Raw genomic sequence first — 16276 nt, 5'->3', positions numbered from 1 at the left:
TCACTAATTTAACGGTTGCAATTGTTGGATCCTCTGTTGACCAAGCATGAGAGATTCATGCACACCCATTTGTCCCGTATTGACACGATCGATCATGTCATAAAAAATTCCATCAACCGCATCTGCATTATATCGCCACCATGTACGCGCGATCAGATTTCCGCGCGCAAAAGCGCCGAGCTTCACATCTGTTTTCTGCTTTTCGATCAAGTCACGCCTTGCGGCCGGCTTTCCCGTTTGTTCGAGATATTTTTCTGTGAGATCGAATTCCGGCATATATGTTAGCGCTTTACCACTGATCGCATTTGTCAAAGCGACACCCTTTTCTGATGGAAATGCAATCGCATGCAAAAACTGCCATGCCTCATGCACACGCATAGCATCGGTAATTACCACCGCCTTGGGATCGGTTGACTGCGTCGGCGCTTTGTTTTTTGCTACCACAAAAACCCAATAATTTGCAAAATCCGCTTGATCACCCACGGAGTCAAGAGAATTTTGTGGCACATCAGCTACGGCAAAATTCAATTTTGCATTTTTCGCCTTGATTGTGTCATAGTGATATGAGTAATTGATCGTCATTGCCGTTGTTCCTTCAAAAAATTCATCGATAGAATAATTTTGATTTTTATTCCATGTGTAATTTGGCTTTCCTGCAGATGCAAAACTCGTGTAATATTCCAACGCCTTTTCTCCGGGAGTGCTTGATCCCGCATCTATTGAACTAGATTCTCCAAACGTAACACGATTGCCATCAGCGATTGACATTTGCGCACCGCCCTGGATCATCATGAGTGACAAAATATCCGGTGCCCTATTGACATTGATCACACCATTTGTGTTATATGACGTACCGATCGCCGCACCGCTTTGTGTGATATTGCCGAACTCATCAATACGCGTGAGTGCTTGCACTGCTGTGTCAAATTCTTTCCATGTGCGTGGCGGTCGCGTGATTCCCGCCGCATTAAAAATATCCTTGTTATAATAGAGAGCTAGTGAATCCACTGACATCGGCACACCGTAGATTTTCCCATCAACGATCATATCATCTGCGACAACATCGACGAAATTATTGCGAAAGTCCTGCTCATTGATCATTGTGTTCGGCACCGGCACGATCTTATCCTGAAAGTCCGGTAACCATGAGTTATGGATCATAAACACATCAGGTCCCGTCCCGGCAGCAAGTGCACTGAGCAGATCCTCTTTGTACGATTCCAATGTGATCTTGCGATAACTGACCGTAGAAATGTTTGGATTGATCTTATTGTATTCATCAAAAGACTCCGTATATGCATTGGAGTTATCAAACGTCCCCCACACATCAAGTTGTACTTGATATGAGCTGTCGGCACCTTTGCATCCAAAGCCGGAAAAAGTCATGATTGCAAAAAGTGTCACAAGGGCAATAACTTTTTTCATAAACATACATTCAAATAATTATTTGGTAAAAATAAAGGCATAATGATATCGTCCCGCATCCAGCTCCAGTGTATGAGAAAAACCCGCTTGATCCGCGAAAGCGACAACTGCTTCCGGCGGAATGCGCTTCTCCATCCCAAATCCCTTGATCACGTCTTCGCCCCAGCCCACGACCAATAAATTACCGCCAATTTTCAACACGCGACGCGATTCGACAAAAAGTGCCATCTTATCTTCGTTTTGCAAGAGAATTTTGCGCATCACCACATGATTGATCGACGCATCATCCAATCCGGATCCTTGTACTTTCTCCAGATTTGATCGTCGCGTCACAATGTTGTGCAGTCCCATGACCTGTGCGCGATTTTTGACCGCCTCCAAAGCGGATTCCATAACATCAAAACAAAAAACTGTACCTTTGGTCAACCGTGCCAACGGAATGGAAAAAATCCCCGGACCACACCCAAAATCCGCCACATTGTCCGCCTCCATGATATTACATTCTTTGAGTAACTTCTCCGGTTCAAGCACCAAATCTTCTGCATGCATATTTTTTATTTTAAATACCAGTACAATTGTCCCTAATTATACCACAAAACAATTGCGAACCCAAAGAAAACCTGCTTCTCATAAGATTTTGACCGCCAATCTGAAAACCCCCTTGTCATTCCCGTGAAAACGGGAATCTAGTAGCGACATTTATCGTACATGAGATACTTCTGGATTCCCGTTTTCACGGGAATGACATATGCTTGTAAAAATGAGGTTTTCAAACTCGCAAATATGGGAAATTGACTTTCTCTGGCAGAAATGATATAAATTCTAGTCACAGAAATATAGTCGTTCTTTAATTCTAAAAAATATTCTCACAAAGAAAAGGAGAAAGTGCATGGAAAAATTATACCTGGCTGGCGGACTTTTCAATGCCGGCGAAAGACTTCACAATCTTTATCTGGAGAAACATTTGAAATCTCTGGGTTATGAGATCATTTTGCCCCAGAGAGAAGCTCTCACACACTTTGACGGTCAATTTTTTAATGTGAGCGAAATTGTCGAAAGCTGTCGAAAGATCTGTGCCGATCCGGAAGTCGCATATGTAGGTAATGCCGACGGACCTGATACAGATAGTGGCACGTGTGTTGAATATGGTATTGCGATCACTGCAACCGGCAAAGCAATCGTGTATCGCACTGATTTTCGCACGGATTTAACCAAAGAATTGGGCGTCAACGCCATGCTTAACGCAAGAGGAACAACATTTATTTATGATCCTTGTTTCTTTACAGAACTGGATCAGGTTGAGCCCTACTACCGTGCACTCGCCATGAGAATTCACATCGCCCTCATGGAATCTTATGACCAAGCGTAAGTCATAAAGAGTCTGCACGACCAAAGGCAATATGCTCACACGAGAATATTGCCTTTTCTTTTTTGCCATTCAACGATTGTCAAAGAGTTCCATTATAATGGATGACAATCTTTTTTCGATCACGGCATATCCCGCATCATTGGGATGGACTGCATCCGACATATATTGCCTCTTCCCAAAAACATCCTGTAAAATATCCGAGACATACACGGAACCGGTTTTTTGCGCAAGTGCTTGATAATCATCCCCTCTCCCATCACCGACCACACCGCTTCGCACACCGACAAGGATCACCACTGACCCCTTGTCTTGAAAAAAACGGATCATCTTTTCCAAATTTTGAAAAGTCTCTTCTTTCGGGATTTTTTTGAGTACGTCATTGCCACCAAGGATCATGAGGACTACGCCAGGATCTTTTTCCAAAACTTGTGACACTCGCCCCAAAGCGTCTCGCGTCGTATCTCCGCTTTTTCCATGATTTATGACCGCCTTTCCCGTCGTTTTTGCGATCAGACTTGCGAGGTCATTTTCCTCTGTCGCGCCCACGCCTTCCGCCAAGCTGTCTCCAAAGACAACGACTGTTTCATTCTTTGGCGGCATATTTGTGATATCCACCTTTTTTGTAAAAAAGAAATACCACCCCGCCAGGATCAAAACGACACCACCTACAATGATCACTATTTTTTTCATAGTTTTTTATAATGCTCTATGACCAGCATACCATGAAATGATTTCACATTTCCACCCATGTAAAAAACCTATTGATCCTTTTTAATGAAAGACTACTAAGAATCAATCCTTTATATTTCTAGTGCGAAATAACGATGATATGCCATTTGTATAAATAATATCAATATGCTACTGTTTGGATAAAAGAATTCAAAAATATTGCACATTAACAATCTACAGAGGAGATCATCGTGAAAGCGTCTTACTATAACCACCTTGTTTCAAATGGCCCGACTGCAACTCTGATATTTAATGCGCTTAGACACTCCATTACTGAGATTGACTCAGAAATTGCCAAGCGGATTGAACAAAATGATTTTGCTGGGATAGATCCTAAAACCATTAGCATCTTAAAGGCACAAGGGATCATTGTTGACAAACTTTTTGATGAAAAAAAGTATTTTCTCATTAATCATCAAAAAAGTAAATATCACAGCGACACAGCAGAGTTTATAATTTTGACAACATATGCGTGCAATTTGAGCTGTCCATATTGCTATGAGGGACACGGGCAAAAGTCTAAATTGAGCAAAATGTTCAAAAAGTATATGGATTTAGACACCGCAAACAGAACTGTCAAGTTTATAACAAATTGGAGCCGTGACATTGGCGTAAAAAAAATTATTATTACTTTATTTGGTGGTGAGCCGATGCTCAACATAAAAATCGGCTTACATATCATTAGGGAAATATATAGTTTTGCTATGAATAATGGCATTGAGTTCAACTGTACTGCATTTACAAACGGCACATTGCTTACCTTAGAGATTATCAACGAACTCAAGAAATATAATTTTGACAAGCCCCTTATAACTTTGGACGGCTCTCGAGATTATCATAATGAGAAAAAAGTCCTCGCAAAAAAAGGAACTTTTGATCTCATTCTTGGCAACATAAAACTTTTACAGGACAATGGTTTGTCTACAATGATCAGAATAAATGTTGATCGAAGCAACACTGGTTCAATTGACAAATTACTTTCTGAAATTGAACGGTCTGGTCTTAAAAAAATTGAACTAAGTTTCAAACCTATACACGAATTAACCAACAGGGAGTGTAAATTATGCGGATATTCAGACCAAGAATTTGCAAAATTTGCACCAACGCTTTGGGAAAAAGCATTAAAACGTGGGTTTGCTGTTGCCAACATTGATATTTATGATTCTCTTGTGTATTGCGGGAATCAAATGACTAATAATTTAGCAATAGACCCTTTTGGCGATCTCTACACTTGCCTAAACTATGTTGGAAACACAGAACATAGATTTGGAAATATTGGGGATGGTACAGCAAATCCTAACTTTAATCATGTATATTATGATTGGATGTCGAGAAATCCTCTTGACTTGGATGGCTGTAATAATTGTAAATTGCTTCCTATTTGTGCGGGAGGCTGTGTTGGCCAAGCACATAACGAAAAAGGAGGATATCATTTTGGCCACTGCATAACGGAAAAATGGCTGATACCTGAGCTCGTAAAACTAAACTATGTCTATGGAAAAAGATAAGGAGACATCGCAATGAAAAGAAAATCCAAAAGAACAGAAGTAAAAATCGTCAAGCAAGCTTCTGCGATCCATAGGAAACCTACCGGGTCACACCAGTCAATGCATCGTTCTATGAGATAGAGCCAATCACTATCCTTTCCCGAAGCTTCTTAGGAGGCTTCGGTTTTTTGTATTTTTTTTGCATCTAACATTTTTCACGTAATGGCAAAAAAATGAGAGGGATGGCTATCAAAAGTATTCCGCTAATTTGAAAGGCTGTATTTATTGTATAGAGTTCTGCCAAATAACCAACCAATGGAGCAAATATGATAATGCCAACCTTGTTTGCAAGGTTGGAGAGAGAATTGACGGTTGCCCTTTGGTTTGATGCTACTTCGATATTAATCATATGATTGATAATGGGGTTTCTCAAACCAACAAAAAAAGAAGGGATAATAAGGAGTAATGCAGCTATATATTGATGTGTTAGAGTTGCCATTATAGTTGAAATGGACAGAAGGAGCACCAAAATAATCAGAGTTTTTTTATTACCAAAACGTTTTGAAATGGTATGGGACAAATACAATCCAAATGACGAGAGAATGAGCGATAGTGCAAATATATAGCCAAAATATACGATAGGAATTTCTTTAAATTTGAAAAAAAGAGGATTTAACAGATGAATAGTTTCACTGAATGCATACAACAAAAATCCACCAACGAACAATATCGTTAATTGCGTGTTAGTTGTAACAGTTTTCAGAGAAATAAAAATATGTTTAAAAATATTCTTTTGACCATCTTTTATATAAAATGGCTCTTTGATAAAAAAAAGCAAAACCAGTGCAATCACAACAGGGAAAAAAGAAGCAAAGATTGGTGCCCTTAAAGAGCTTTCCGCCAAATAACCGCCAATAACCGCAGCAATCGAACCTCCGGCTGGCCAAAGCGCGTAATAGATCCCAATCACCTTTTTATAATCATGCTCTCTTCCCTCTTCTTTGAGAGTATCATATATCAACGCATTTTCTGCGCCACTACTCAGACTCATCGCCAAAGCGTTGCATACAGCATATGCCACAAACATGTACATACTTCCTCCAATGTATAAAAAAGTTATTGACAAAAGAGTTACAGCATAGTCTAACATCATGGTTAATTTTCTTCCAAATAAATCAGCTATGGCCCCAGTAGGTGCCTCAAACAAAACAACTGCTACTGCTTCGATAGAAAAAACCCAGGCAATATTTGTGACCGTAAAAAGATGTTTTTCAAAATAAAGGGCAAGAATAGGAAGGAAAAAAAGCATGCCACCAAACACAGCAGATATGTACATTATTAATATATTGTGGGGTCTTGCTCCAGTTTTTTTTGTTAGCATTGGATTATCCTCTTAATAGCTAATAACATTATAACAAATGGGGTACGATTTACTAATAACTTAAAATAGTTAGAATGCTCTCCCCGCCAGGATCAAAACGACACCACCTACAATGATCACTATTTTTTTCATAGTTTTTATAATACTCCATGACCAGCATACCATAAAATGATTTCGCACGTGCTGTTTTCAACAATTTTGACGACCAATAATAATTATGTTAGCATAAAGCGTCAAAATGCATACATCAGTATTGATGTTTTTTAAAAATAATCCACAAGAGGAGTAGGACGACATGACAACCACTGAAAAAGAATCGCTCCACAAATGTGAAACCTGCCCGGATGGCAAAAACTGTGAAATCAAAGAGATTGCAGTTAAAAGAGGTCTGGGCATCAACTGTTTGTACATGAAAAACCTAATAATGAATCCCCCAGACCAAAAAGGTCATCCATCCCACGTCTCGAACGGACAATGATCCGGTCATAGCATGACCTGACTTTTGCCAGGACACTCTTCCCAACTGCACCACCTATCAAGGTTGTGCAGTTTTTTATTACATGCGAACGATGCTTTTTCTGTAATTTAGTATGTATGTGCAATGTATATAATCTTGCACAAATTTACTGAACGAGCACATGACTGATCGCCACGCCGATATAGTATGGCCATAACAAAATTGCCAACACGCCCTTCCAAAATGTCAGCTGGAGAAATCCAATAGTAAAAAGCCATCCGGCAAACCACGAAAAAGCAGTGAATCCATGTTGTTCCACCCTGATCTTTTCCATAATCAATATTTTATACATATTACTTAGACTAAGTATAGTACAAAAAGCCATTATATTCATCTCCAATCAAAAAATCCCATTGTCATTTACATGATAATAGGATTTTCTGTTAGCGGGGAGTGTGAGACTGCGTCATGCATCGCATGATACATGACGATGGTGGAGATTTTTTGGTTTATTATCCGCATTCTTTAATAATTTCTTGACACTTTTTAAATACAATAAGCTTTTCATCCCTATAAGATTTCCATTTATCTGGCATTCCCTCTTTGTATGACTCAATCATTCTATTAAAATCTAATTCACTCCTAAAAGACGGCGTGTTACATTCTTGATTATCTGAATACAATTTTCTACATTCGACTTCATTATTTATTTTAATTTGCGTTCCTTCGTTTTTCAAATCTGATTCCTCTATTTTTGCACTCTGTAAATCTATTTGCTGCTGACAATTTGCAAGTTCTGTTTTCTGATTATCAACAATAGATTGAAGATCCGATATCTTTGTATTAAGTTGCTCATCTGAATTTTTGTTATCGTTAACTTTATCCGCCATTGCCAAAATAGTTACATCAGAAGCCATCCCCAAAATCAAGTTCCTCGTAACGCTATTTGCCATTCCAGCTACAGGAGAAATTAGCAGTCCAATTATAAATCCAGCAATAAAAAAGTATATTATTTTTTTCATATGGTTTACGTTAATAAAATTAACTATTATTTTAACTGTATCACAAAAAAATCAACATCTCTATCTCCCCATACAAAAACAGCCCGTAAAAACGAGCTGTTCTAAATCTTCTTCGCAAGCAACTGGTGGAGAGTGTGGGATGATGTTATAACTTTTTTGATGAATAAAACAGTATCATTTTATCAAAAGTAAAATGATTATTATTTATTAATTTCTCCTTTCCAAAAATCATCTTCCGAAACAAACTCATCATGCACTCCCCCATACATCGTCATGTGTTCCTGCACAATTGATTGCAAATATTTCTTTGGCAATTCTTTATTTAGATTTGCTTCATATTCATTAAATTTTTTAACCATAAATATATGATGATTTTTAACCAATTCCACCACTGTTGCATCCGTTGCAATTTTATCCGAACCAAACTGTGATTTCACAACTTTTTTTAGTTCTTTATTTAGATTGAAAACGGGAAGCACATTATACCCTAAGGGTAAATCATGCCTCTTATTATTATATTGAAAACCTCCATCATTTAGAAAAAAATCCGTTCGTTCATCATGCTGATTTCCATTACGCCACTTCCTCAAGAATTTGTGTACAAAAGGATAATCCTTGTATTTCATATCTGGAAACAACCAAAATAGAGCACTTATCGAAGATTCAGCGTATCTATATAATGCCTCATTTAATTGCCAAGTATTAAATTTTCTACACTCATGAAACTGTAAGAGTATTTGGTTTTCTTCAATTTCCCCTAAAAGGGCATGATGCGCTCGCTTGTATGCAAACCAATAACGTCGAAGTAAGTCAAGTTTTTTCTTTAGTTTAACATCTAGTGCAGTTGGTTTTTTCTCTATTGCCTTATCCATGATGCATGCCTTATTATGTTTATGCATTCATTATATGACCTTGTTTAAAAATGACAAACTTCCCCATCAAAAAGTCCCATTATCTTGGACTTAAAATCTGTGCGGGGAGTGTGGGACGATGTTGGAACTTTTTTGATAACAAACGATATTTTCTGTCAAATTTCTAATTAATAACACTATATTTGATTCATTTTTTCATTTGCAATTTTGCGAGCCTCTGAAAATATTTTGATAGTGATATCTTTCATCTTTTTTATTATTGTTGTCTTCATATGTATTATCAATAAAAGTTAATAAAGACAATACTACGCTAACTATTATTGCTCCGACACCAATCCAAATAGTCCTCTTTGCATTTCGATATGCCAAATAATTAAAATATGCCTCATAACTCAATATATATTTTGAAGTATCTGCGTTCCCATTTGGCCCTCTCTCAAGCAAAACAAATGGAGTGATTCGGTTAGAAGTTCCATTTTTATTATTATATGCTTCTTGCAAAAATTCATCAACAATTTTCCAATCATTCACTCTATGTGTTTCGTATCGCTTCTTAAAATGTTCATACATAAAACCATTAGGAAAATTCATCCCAAATTTTATTGCTCGAAGATGAATCAGATCTTCATCCTTGTTCTTCAAATATGATTTTTTTAGGATTGTCATTTATATACAACTATTCACTGTCGTCCTTTTTCGAAAAATTCTTTACATTTTTACTATGTGGATCATAACCCTTTTCCTCATAGCTAACTAGTTTCGGATCAAATTTTGGCGTTTCATCTTCAGTTTCTAACTTTGGCATATCTGACACATCATCTTTATTATCATTTTCCATATGAAAATTAAATTAGGATTAATTAAATTTATAAAAACAAATATTAAAGCAATAGAGGAAGAAAATATTGAATAAGCAAAAAATTTGTTAACATGATGTAATTTTTTCACATTTTCATTGAAAGCATGCACGTAATTAATGATTAAGACTTCTTGAGTATATTGCTTTGATTTGTTGAAATATCCTTCATAAAGTTTTTGTGGATCAGGATCTCGTCTATACTTTTGCATAACTAGCCCTCTCAAGTCAAATAGGATTGATAAAAAAAAGCACACTACTGCAAAAAACATCATCCATGAAATACATTCCTTTCGAGATCCTAAAAGGTTAGATTGTAAGAGTGAAGCCAATATTATACTATTAAGCGCAAGTAAAAAATTAAATTTAACTGCCACCTGATCTATGGAATCTATCTGCCTATTTAATCTCTCTTTTACCTCAGAATAAATTAATTCTATGTTTTTTTCTTTTTTCATATTTATCCTCCATTTACATTGCACATATCAACGCTCCTATTTTTGGACATAGGTTGAGAAATAAAATGGTTATATAAATAATAATAAATATCCAAGGGACCATGAGCTCAATATGCGAGAACGGCCAGTAAACTTTCTTGTTTTTTCCTCTTTCCAATATTTCCCATTCTGTGTCATAAAGCGCTAGTGGTAATCGTCTTTCAATCATGTGAATAACTTTGAATTTTCCACTATTTAAACATTTATAAGAATAAATAATTCTATACCAAAAATAACATAATACGATCCCTGAAATAGAAGATAGAATGAACAAGCTTACTATTTCTGAATCACTATTTTTCGCAAGTATATATCCCAATAATGCAACCAAGCTACTATTTAAAGCAAGAAAAAATTCATTTGATTTTTGTCTACGATCACTTATTTTTTCTGCAGAGTCAATATAAACCTTATATTGTTCCAATAAGTGTTCTATATATTTATCTCCATAATTTTCATTCTTCGAAACAAATAGTTTTTCTTCCAATTTTTTAATATCCATAAAGATTATGATTTAGGCTAATCCTTTTATTGCATCAACAATTGAACATGTTTGCCACCTAACTATTTTATCGGCATTTTTCTTGACAATTTGTGATGTTTTTTCACTAGCCCAAGGCTCAATTGCAAGAATAGATTTTGGATATTGAAAGCCATTCTTAGCAATGTCAATTTCAATATTGATCCACTTGCTATATGTTGAATAAACACCCGCTAATATTATTACGACATCACAAAATCTTATTTGATTTGCAATCGCTTGCTTTAAAAGAAGTTGATTTGGAGCATTATGAATGGGATCATGCTTTGGAACAGAATAATCTTTAAAATGAAAATAGGGATCATTATTAAGCATTTTGATGAGCCTATTATAGTTTTCGCCATAAGCCCATGAATGACTTATAAAAATACTATACTGTTTCATATGCGATTCATTAATTATGATAAATTCAAAATTTTATACTCCACATATTTTCATCTTTCAATTTAGATAATTTTCTTCCATGATTTATTTTTATATTCGACATATTATAAAGTTTACGAATTATTTACAGTATACTCCCGTTCAGTAAGTTTTCGCAACTTTAGGCAGAAAATCCCATTTTCTACCATACTTGGCTTTTTGCGAATTGTCACCTGCAATCAAGATTAGAATTAAATTAAAAAAACCACGCAGTAAATTGCGTGATTTCCTTTACAAGGAGTGGGACGACGTTGGAACTTTTTTGATGAAAAAATATGATTTACACAGTTTTCATGAACTCATGATCTTTTAGTTTTATAATATCGCTCCATGAAACATTTGGATTTTGTTTCTTATAACGTTCAACGAAATAATATCCCAATTTATAGCCGATCCATCGTGGGAGATCACCCGTGCCATAAAACCATTTTTCATGGTCATATTGGTCATCATCAGAAATATCTCTGCTTAAATAAATGCTCAAAAGATCTTGTATTTCTGTTTCCGAGTATTTTGTCCATGGCATTTGAGCTTGCGACCATTTTTCATGTGCAAAATAGGACGCGATACCCTCTGAGATTACTGCTTTTGATAAATTATGATGGAAACCAAGTTCTTCTTTGCTTAAAAAATTTCCCCTAGCAATATGATTTAATTCGTGATAGATTGTTGCTGGAATTTGTGTTTCAATGATCTTTTGAAGTTCTGCGACAGAACGACTTGGATCAATATAAATCATAACAAGTTCTTTTGACCATACTTGGCCACCTTCGCCTGTTTCCGGTATCACTGCATCACTATTTGGCCATATAATGATATTAACAAGGTTGATATTTAACATTACACACGCCTTTTTTGTATGCTCATCCATGATTTCATTGAGCTTTTCTTTCACTGATCCGTAATTAAAATCTCTTGTTTCAATAAAGTGTTTTATGATATTTGCTGACATAAATTTATATAAAATATGCTTTCAGCATATCATAAAAAGTTCCACACGTCCCTACCTCTCTATACAAAAACAGCCCCTGGATAAAAGGTGCCTGACCCCAATTATTCAGCATCCACAGTGCTTTGCGGATTTTCTACAACTAAATTGCATCTATCGTTATTATTTTTCATAATTTTCCGAATCAAGACTTTCCTGCATATATTCAGACACCGTTTTAATAACTTCTTTTACAACATCAGAACAATTTTTGTAGTGTATCTTTTCCAAAGCTACATCACGAAACCGCCGAATTGGTTCAGAGATCAAGGCGTGAATAAATGATTGAGTTGTACCGCTAACTCCAGAAAAATCCAATATGACCTCCTGACCATCTGCCAAGGTCGGCATAATATCGGTGACACGTAAATCTTTTGCCACGTCTTTATTTTCTGCAAAATCACCGACAAGATCCTTAATCTTAATTATTTTACTCATATAAATTTTGGTTCTTTATATTTCTTTCGCTTACGATCCCTAACCGCCTTGCCATAAACTTCTCGTATCGCAGAGAGAAGCTGGGTAAATTCAGATTTATTTTCAAGGGATAAATCTATTGCCACCAATGTCCCTTGAAAATAAGGGGCGTCGTCGCGTTCAGAATGACGATCGTCATCCGGATCGGAATGGAGCCGTGGTTTCTCTATTCTCTTATCGTGAAGTAGTAGTTTATAAATACCGGATCCACTGTAAATCATGAAATAGTTACGTGCTACTTGCGCGATAGATTTAATGAAAAATAATCCGGCACCAGCATTATCTTCTGTTCCGCCTTCTTTTCGTGTTGTCCCCGAAATACCGGGTACCATTGCCCATTTGATTGCAGCTATATCTGTCTTTGACCGAGAAGCCCAATAGTGTTGCAGACTCTTTTTAATACCAATACCGCCATCACAAATACCAATACGAATTGTGTTTGATTTTTTATAGTATTGAGCCGCAACAATCGCTCCATGCGTACTTCCTGAGTGTTCCAATACATTACGAAGCAGTTCCCCAATCGTATATTTAATAGCATCCGTTTTATCAGCAGGTAAATGCAAAAGAGGAATCATGTCAGTAATAAATTTTGACTGCTCGGTAGAATTTTTGATAATCGTGACGGGTATAAATCTTCCCGATTCTTCTTTCTTGTTAATAGTATATGGTGACTTTTGATGTGTGAATTCAAAAAGCCCCATACGATCAAGATACGAACCGGAAGTTGCTGTAATATTTTCAAACGTAACATTCTGCTTACCTGCCCGCATCGCCATTTCTACAATTAAAGCTAAAACAGCAGGATGCACATTGATCCACTTTGGATGAGAATAAATACGAAGATTATCAGGATCAGAAAAATCTAAACTGCTGATAAAGCGGTCAAAATTACGTAAATAATCGGAATTAGATAATGTTGCTTTCATATTGCTATCTTACCTGTAGAGCGTATTTGTGTCAATACACGCTCTACAGGGAATAAAAACCTCGAAATATATAACTAGGACGGTCCTAGATAAATGATTTCAATTTATACGATTATCATATCACAAAAAGTTCCACATCCCTACCTCCTTATTCAAAAACAGCCCTGTACCGTACGGTACAGGGCGGGGAGTGTGGGACGATGTTGGAACGTTTTTGATGAGAAATTATCAAATATTGTAAATCTTGACTGCATTACTGCTAAATATCTTCTCCTCAATTTCCTTTTCAAGACCCAGTGATCTTATCAAATTGATATGTTCTTCAATCTTGCACATTGGCCAATCTGTGCCAAAAATAACCTTAGCAGGTCTATCCACGATAGTTTTATGTAATATTTCTCTCACTTTTCCAATGCCACCACTTTTTTCCACAACTTCCTCATCAGCCATAGCCGCAGTTTCAAAATAGATATTTGGAACGTTTTTGGTCAATTCATAACAATAGTCCATTCGTGGCCAAAAATAATGCGTGATAATGACTTTCAATCGTGGAAATTCCTTTGTGATCTCCACAATATATTTTGGATCATTCCACTGTGCGCATTCACTGTTTCCTGTATTTTCGCCAGTGTGAAACAGCACAGGCACCTCAAGATCTTGGCATAATTTGTAATACGGCACACATCTTTCATCTGTCGGATAATATGGATCATGACCTGGAAAAAATTTGAGACCAACGATTTTTTTCTCTTTTATCAATTTTTGATATTTTTCTAACTCACTTGATCCACGTTGAATAATCTGCGGACTGCCAAGAAAATAGAAATTCTTTTTGTCTCCAATCAATTCAATCGCTTTTTCCAAATCTGCTATTTGATCACTGTTTTCAATATTATCTGGAACAATGATCGCTCGTTCAATATTGTATTTTTGCATATCATTTAAAAGAATTTCAAATGCTTCTTTTAAATTTTTTGCATTATTCTCAAAAAGTGAGATATGTACGTGCGTATCAATAATCATATATTTTTAAATTTCATAATAAGAATATCACAAAAAGTTCCACGTCCATACCCCACTATACAAAAACAGCCCTGTACCGTACGGTACAGGGCGGGGAGTGTGGGACAATATTGGAACGTTTTTGATGAATAATTAATAAAACCTGCAAAAACAACGATGAAATTTTCCTACAATATTTTTCACTATGAAGGACTTTCATAAAAAACATCTTAATATCTAACAAAAATGGATATCGAAAGAACATCATAAAAAATTTAAAAGCCTCAGATGAAATTCATCCTCGGCTTTTTGATTTAAACAATTTCTATTATCTAGATTCTTCTAGCATAATATGCACGTCTACCTTCCTTTCCGCATTGAATACACGCACCCCGCTCTTGACTAGAATAATCCCAACCAATCATCTCACCTCGACCAACGCTGGTTTTAACTCCATGCAAACAGGTAGATTCACTACAGAGGAATATCTGAGCTACTTTTTGACTATTAAGGACATCAATGATTATTCTTGCATCTTCGCAAACAAAAATCATCTTGGAAATATGAGCATCCACTGCTTTTCTCAGAATTCTGCCGTCCAAATTTTTCAAGTATTCACTCACTTCCAATAAAAGATTTTTTGGATCACTATCACATCGATCATCAAAACGATAGTAAACTTGACAAGTGTCTGTTTCATTCAATCGAATTACTACCGGATAGCCGGATATCTCCAAATTCTGATAAAAGACTCTTTTATTTCGTTCTGGGATTTGAATCCTTACTCGAATTCCAGCCACATTGAGATCTTTTTTTATTTTCTCTGCCTGCAAAAGCATGCCAGCATCTTTACTGCTAGGAATGATTGCCACTTGAATAGGAGCAAAACTACTCGGCAATACCAATCCTTTTTTGTCCGCATGCACCCATAGAGATGCTAGGATCGCTCTGGATGAAAATCCTGCTTCCGCCTGATATGCAAAATCTGCAGTGTCTCGATTTTTAATATTAAAGACACGAGAAAAAATTTGTCCTTGATAATACGAGGCGCCAAGAAGAATGGTCTCCCCCGTTGGCAAAATGCCATCAAAACCAATGTGCCTTTCTGCCACAGGCTTATTTGTTTCACCTGGACGGTCCACGATCAAGACTGGAAGTGAAAGAATGGAAAACCAACTCCTCAAAATATCATTAAGACGATCTACTTCAATATGCGCCTCTCCTGCATTTTTAAATGAGGCATGTCCTTCTACAAACATATCATTCTCACACTGACGAAATATCTTTTGAGCAGATCCTTGACGAAACATTTGTCCAATGGAAAAAAACCTTAGAGGAAGACCTCTTTTTTTTGACCACTTTGCAAAAAGAGGATAAAACACAATTTCACCAGAGGGTCGCAGAAGTAAGTCACTTTTTCCTTCAATGCAAAAAACACCTCCATCAAAATTGCAAATTTCCATACAAAGCTTGTTGAAATGACTTCTGTGAGCTAAGAGCGGGAAACGTCCCTCTTCATAACCCTGCAGTTCAAAAAGCTCTATAATCTTTCTCTCCAAAATTCGAAGCATCTTCATGCCGTCACCCAACCAAACTGCCAAGGATGTTTCCTCTGCAAAATCCATCAGGCCACTCTCCACCAACGCTCTCTTAAAATCTAAACATGTTTTCATGAAATCAACCTCCTTCACTTTATGCGCTCAATAGTTTTTAAATCCACTGAATAGAAATGTGCCTCCCCCATCAAAACTCAAGCTCTTTTTGTTAAGGAACTCGAATGTTAATTAATATCATAATAAATAAACTTTGTCAACATCCACA

At 36.5% G+C, this 16276-nt stretch carries 19 protein-coding genes; 2 read left to right on the top strand and 17 right to left on the bottom strand.

All coding sequences use genetic code 11. The features are described 5' to 3' along the window. Window positions 1–3: 3 nt before the first annotated feature. Together WC819_05020 and WC819_05015 are read right to left on the bottom strand one after the other, a co-directional pair. Window positions 4–1425, bottom strand: coding sequence for an extracellular solute-binding protein (locus tag WC819_05020; GenBank protein ID MFA5986678.1), 1422 nt, complete (start codon window positions 1423–1425; stop codon window positions 4–6). Window positions 1426–1443: 18 nt separating this feature from the next. Next, window positions 1444–1974 carry a class I SAM-dependent methyltransferase gene (locus WC819_05015; GenBank protein MFA5986677.1) on the bottom strand — a complete coding sequence of 177 codons (531 nt, stop codon included), beginning with the start codon at window positions 1972–1974 and terminating at the stop codon, window positions 1444–1446. Between the two features lie 340 nt (window positions 1975–2314). Here WC819_05015 and WC819_05010 point away from each other — a divergent pair, with 340 nt between their 5' ends. Beyond that, a complete protein-coding gene (locus WC819_05010; GenBank protein MFA5986676.1) occupies window positions 2315–2794 on the top strand; it encodes a nucleoside 2-deoxyribosyltransferase in 480 nt (159 codons plus the stop codon). 69 nt (window positions 2795–2863) lie between these two features. Here WC819_05010 and WC819_05005 read toward each other — a convergent pair whose 3' ends face one another. Then, the gene (locus tag WC819_05005; protein ID MFA5986675.1) at window positions 2864–3484 is read right to left on the bottom strand and encodes a GDSL-type esterase/lipase family protein; all 621 of its coding nucleotides are present in this window, start codon (window positions 3482–3484) and stop codon (window positions 2864–2866) included. 230 nt (window positions 3485–3714) lie between these two features. On the opposite strand from WC819_05005, the gene WC819_05000 reads away from it, so the two are divergent. Next, the gene (locus WC819_05000; GenBank protein MFA5986674.1) at window positions 3715–5031 is read left to right on the top strand and encodes a radical SAM protein; all 1317 of its coding nucleotides are present in this window, start codon (window positions 3715–3717) and stop codon (window positions 5029–5031) included. Window positions 5032–5215: 184 nt separating this feature from the next. On the opposite strand, the gene WC819_04995 is transcribed toward WC819_05000, so the two are convergent. The 14 genes from WC819_04995 to WC819_04930 form a co-directional block, all read right to left on the bottom strand. Beyond that, on the bottom strand, window positions 5216–6391 hold the full coding sequence (locus WC819_04995) for an MFS transporter (GenBank protein ID MFA5986673.1): 1176 nt from the start codon (window positions 6389–6391) through the stop codon (window positions 5216–5218). Between the two features lie 623 nt (window positions 6392–7014). Continuing rightward, window positions 7015–7182, bottom strand: coding sequence for a hypothetical protein (locus tag WC819_04990; GenBank protein MFA5986672.1), 168 nt, complete (start codon window positions 7180–7182; stop codon window positions 7015–7017). Window positions 7183–7360: 178 nt separating this feature from the next. Continuing rightward, window positions 7361–7870 (bottom strand): hypothetical protein, encoded by a 510-nt coding sequence (locus WC819_04985; protein ID MFA5986671.1) that lies wholly within the window; start codon window positions 7868–7870, stop codon window positions 7361–7363. Between the two features lie 200 nt (window positions 7871–8070). Continuing rightward, window positions 8071–8742 carry a hypothetical protein gene (locus tag WC819_04980; GenBank protein ID MFA5986670.1) on the bottom strand — a complete coding sequence of 224 codons (672 nt, stop codon included), beginning with the start codon at window positions 8740–8742 and terminating at the stop codon, window positions 8071–8073. Between the two features lie 195 nt (window positions 8743–8937). Then, window positions 8938–9408 (bottom strand): hypothetical protein, encoded by a 471-nt coding sequence (locus WC819_04975; protein ID MFA5986669.1) that lies wholly within the window; start codon window positions 9406–9408, stop codon window positions 8938–8940. A 10-nt stretch (window positions 9409–9418) separates the two neighbouring features. Next, complete coding sequence (locus WC819_04970; protein MFA5986668.1) at window positions 9419–9547, bottom strand: hypothetical protein; 129 nt, start codon at window positions 9545–9547, stop codon at window positions 9419–9421. Continuing rightward, window positions 9535–10056, bottom strand: a complete 522-nt coding sequence (locus WC819_04965; GenBank protein MFA5986667.1) for a hypothetical protein — start codon at window positions 10054–10056, stop codon at window positions 9535–9537. Before WC819_04965 ends, WC819_04970 begins: the two co-directional genes overlap by 13 nt. 13 nt (window positions 10057–10069) lie before the next feature. Next, complete coding sequence (locus WC819_04960; GenBank protein ID MFA5986666.1) at window positions 10070–10597, bottom strand: hypothetical protein; 528 nt, start codon at window positions 10595–10597, stop codon at window positions 10070–10072. A gap of 12 nt (window positions 10598–10609) precedes the next feature. Then, on the bottom strand, window positions 10610–11020 hold the full coding sequence (locus WC819_04955) for a TIR domain-containing protein (GenBank protein MFA5986665.1): 411 nt from the start codon (window positions 11018–11020) through the stop codon (window positions 10610–10612). Between the two features lie 319 nt (window positions 11021–11339). Continuing rightward, window positions 11340–12011 (bottom strand): DUF2268 domain-containing putative Zn-dependent protease, encoded by a 672-nt coding sequence (locus WC819_04950; protein MFA5986664.1) that lies wholly within the window; start codon window positions 12009–12011, stop codon window positions 11340–11342. 159 nt (window positions 12012–12170) lie between these two features. Continuing rightward, the gene (locus tag WC819_04945) at window positions 12171–12485 is read right to left on the bottom strand and encodes an STAS-like domain-containing protein (GenBank protein MFA5986663.1); all 315 of its coding nucleotides are present in this window, start codon (window positions 12483–12485) and stop codon (window positions 12171–12173) included. Further along, on the bottom strand, window positions 12482–13453 hold the full coding sequence (locus WC819_04940) for a hypothetical protein (protein ID MFA5986662.1): 972 nt from the start codon (window positions 13451–13453) through the stop codon (window positions 12482–12484). Before WC819_04940 ends, WC819_04945 begins: the two co-directional genes overlap by 4 nt. A 228-nt stretch (window positions 13454–13681) precedes the next feature. Beyond that, complete coding sequence (locus WC819_04935) at window positions 13682–14476, bottom strand: amidohydrolase family protein (protein MFA5986661.1); 795 nt, start codon at window positions 14474–14476, stop codon at window positions 13682–13684. A 311-nt stretch (window positions 14477–14787) separates the two neighbouring features. Continuing rightward, the gene (locus tag WC819_04930) at window positions 14788–16128 is read right to left on the bottom strand and encodes a hypothetical protein (protein ID MFA5986660.1); all 1341 of its coding nucleotides are present in this window, start codon (window positions 16126–16128) and stop codon (window positions 14788–14790) included. Window positions 16129–16276 lie beyond the last annotated feature (148 nt).

Source organism: Parcubacteria group bacterium (assembly GCA_041660065.1).
In the GTDB taxonomy this organism is placed as follows: domain Bacteria; phylum Patescibacteriota; class Minisyncoccia; order Moranbacterales.
Note: the sequence above shows the minus strand (reverse complement) of the source record. Positions and strands in the feature narration are given on the sequence as shown.

Bases quoted from the DNA above. Each gene is read 5' to 3' on its own strand.
- WC819_05020 (MFA5986678.1), bottom strand. From the start codon at position 1,425: ATGAAAAAAGTTATTGCCCTTGTGACACTTTTTGCAATCATGACTTTT.
- WC819_05015 (MFA5986677.1), bottom strand. From the start codon at position 1,974: ATGCATGCAGAAGATTTGGTGCTTGAACCGGAGAAGTTACTCAAAGAA.
- WC819_05010 (MFA5986676.1), top strand. From the start codon at position 2,315: ATGGAAAAATTATACCTGGCTGGCGGACTTTTCAATGCCGGCGAAAGA.
- WC819_05005 (MFA5986675.1), bottom strand. From the start codon at position 3,484: ATGAAAAAAATAGTGATCATTGTAGGTGGTGTCGTTTTGATCCTGGCG.
- WC819_04995 (MFA5986673.1), bottom strand. From the start codon at position 6,391: ATGCTAACAAAAAAAACTGGAGCAAGACCCCACAATATATTAATAATG.
- WC819_04990 (MFA5986672.1), bottom strand. From the start codon at position 7,182: ATGGAAAAGATCAGGGTGGAACAACATGGATTCACTGCTTTTTCGTGG.
- WC819_04985 (MFA5986671.1), bottom strand. From the start codon at position 7,870: ATGAAAAAAATAATATACTTTTTTATTGCTGGATTTATAATTGGACTG.
- WC819_04980 (MFA5986670.1), bottom strand. From the start codon at position 8,742: ATGGATAAGGCAATAGAGAAAAAACCAACTGCACTAGATGTTAAACTA.
- WC819_04975 (MFA5986669.1), bottom strand. From the start codon at position 9,408: ATGACAATCCTAAAAAAATCATATTTGAAGAACAAGGATGAAGATCTG.
- WC819_04970 (MFA5986668.1), bottom strand. From the start codon at position 9,547: ATGCCAAAGTTAGAAACTGAAGATGAAACGCCAAAATTTGATCCGAAA.
- WC819_04965 (MFA5986667.1), bottom strand. From the start codon at position 10,056: ATGAAAAAAGAAAAAAACATAGAATTAATTTATTCTGAGGTAAAAGAG.
- WC819_04960 (MFA5986666.1), bottom strand. From the start codon at position 10,597: ATGGATATTAAAAAATTGGAAGAAAAACTATTTGTTTCGAAGAATGAA.
- WC819_04955 (MFA5986665.1), bottom strand. From the start codon at position 11,020: ATGAAACAGTATAGTATTTTTATAAGTCATTCATGGGCTTATGGCGAA.
- WC819_04950 (MFA5986664.1), bottom strand. From the start codon at position 12,011: ATGTCAGCAAATATCATAAAACACTTTATTGAAACAAGAGATTTTAAT.
- WC819_04945 (MFA5986663.1), bottom strand. From the start codon at position 12,485: ATGAGTAAAATAATTAAGATTAAGGATCTTGTCGGTGATTTTGCAGAA.
- WC819_04940 (MFA5986662.1), bottom strand. From the start codon at position 13,453: ATGAAAGCAACATTATCTAATTCCGATTATTTACGTAATTTTGACCGC.
- WC819_04935 (MFA5986661.1), bottom strand. From the start codon at position 14,476: ATGATTATTGATACGCACGTACATATCTCACTTTTTGAGAATAATGCA.
- WC819_04930 (MFA5986660.1), bottom strand. From the start codon at position 16,128: ATGAAAACATGTTTAGATTTTAAGAGAGCGTTGGTGGAGAGTGGCCTG.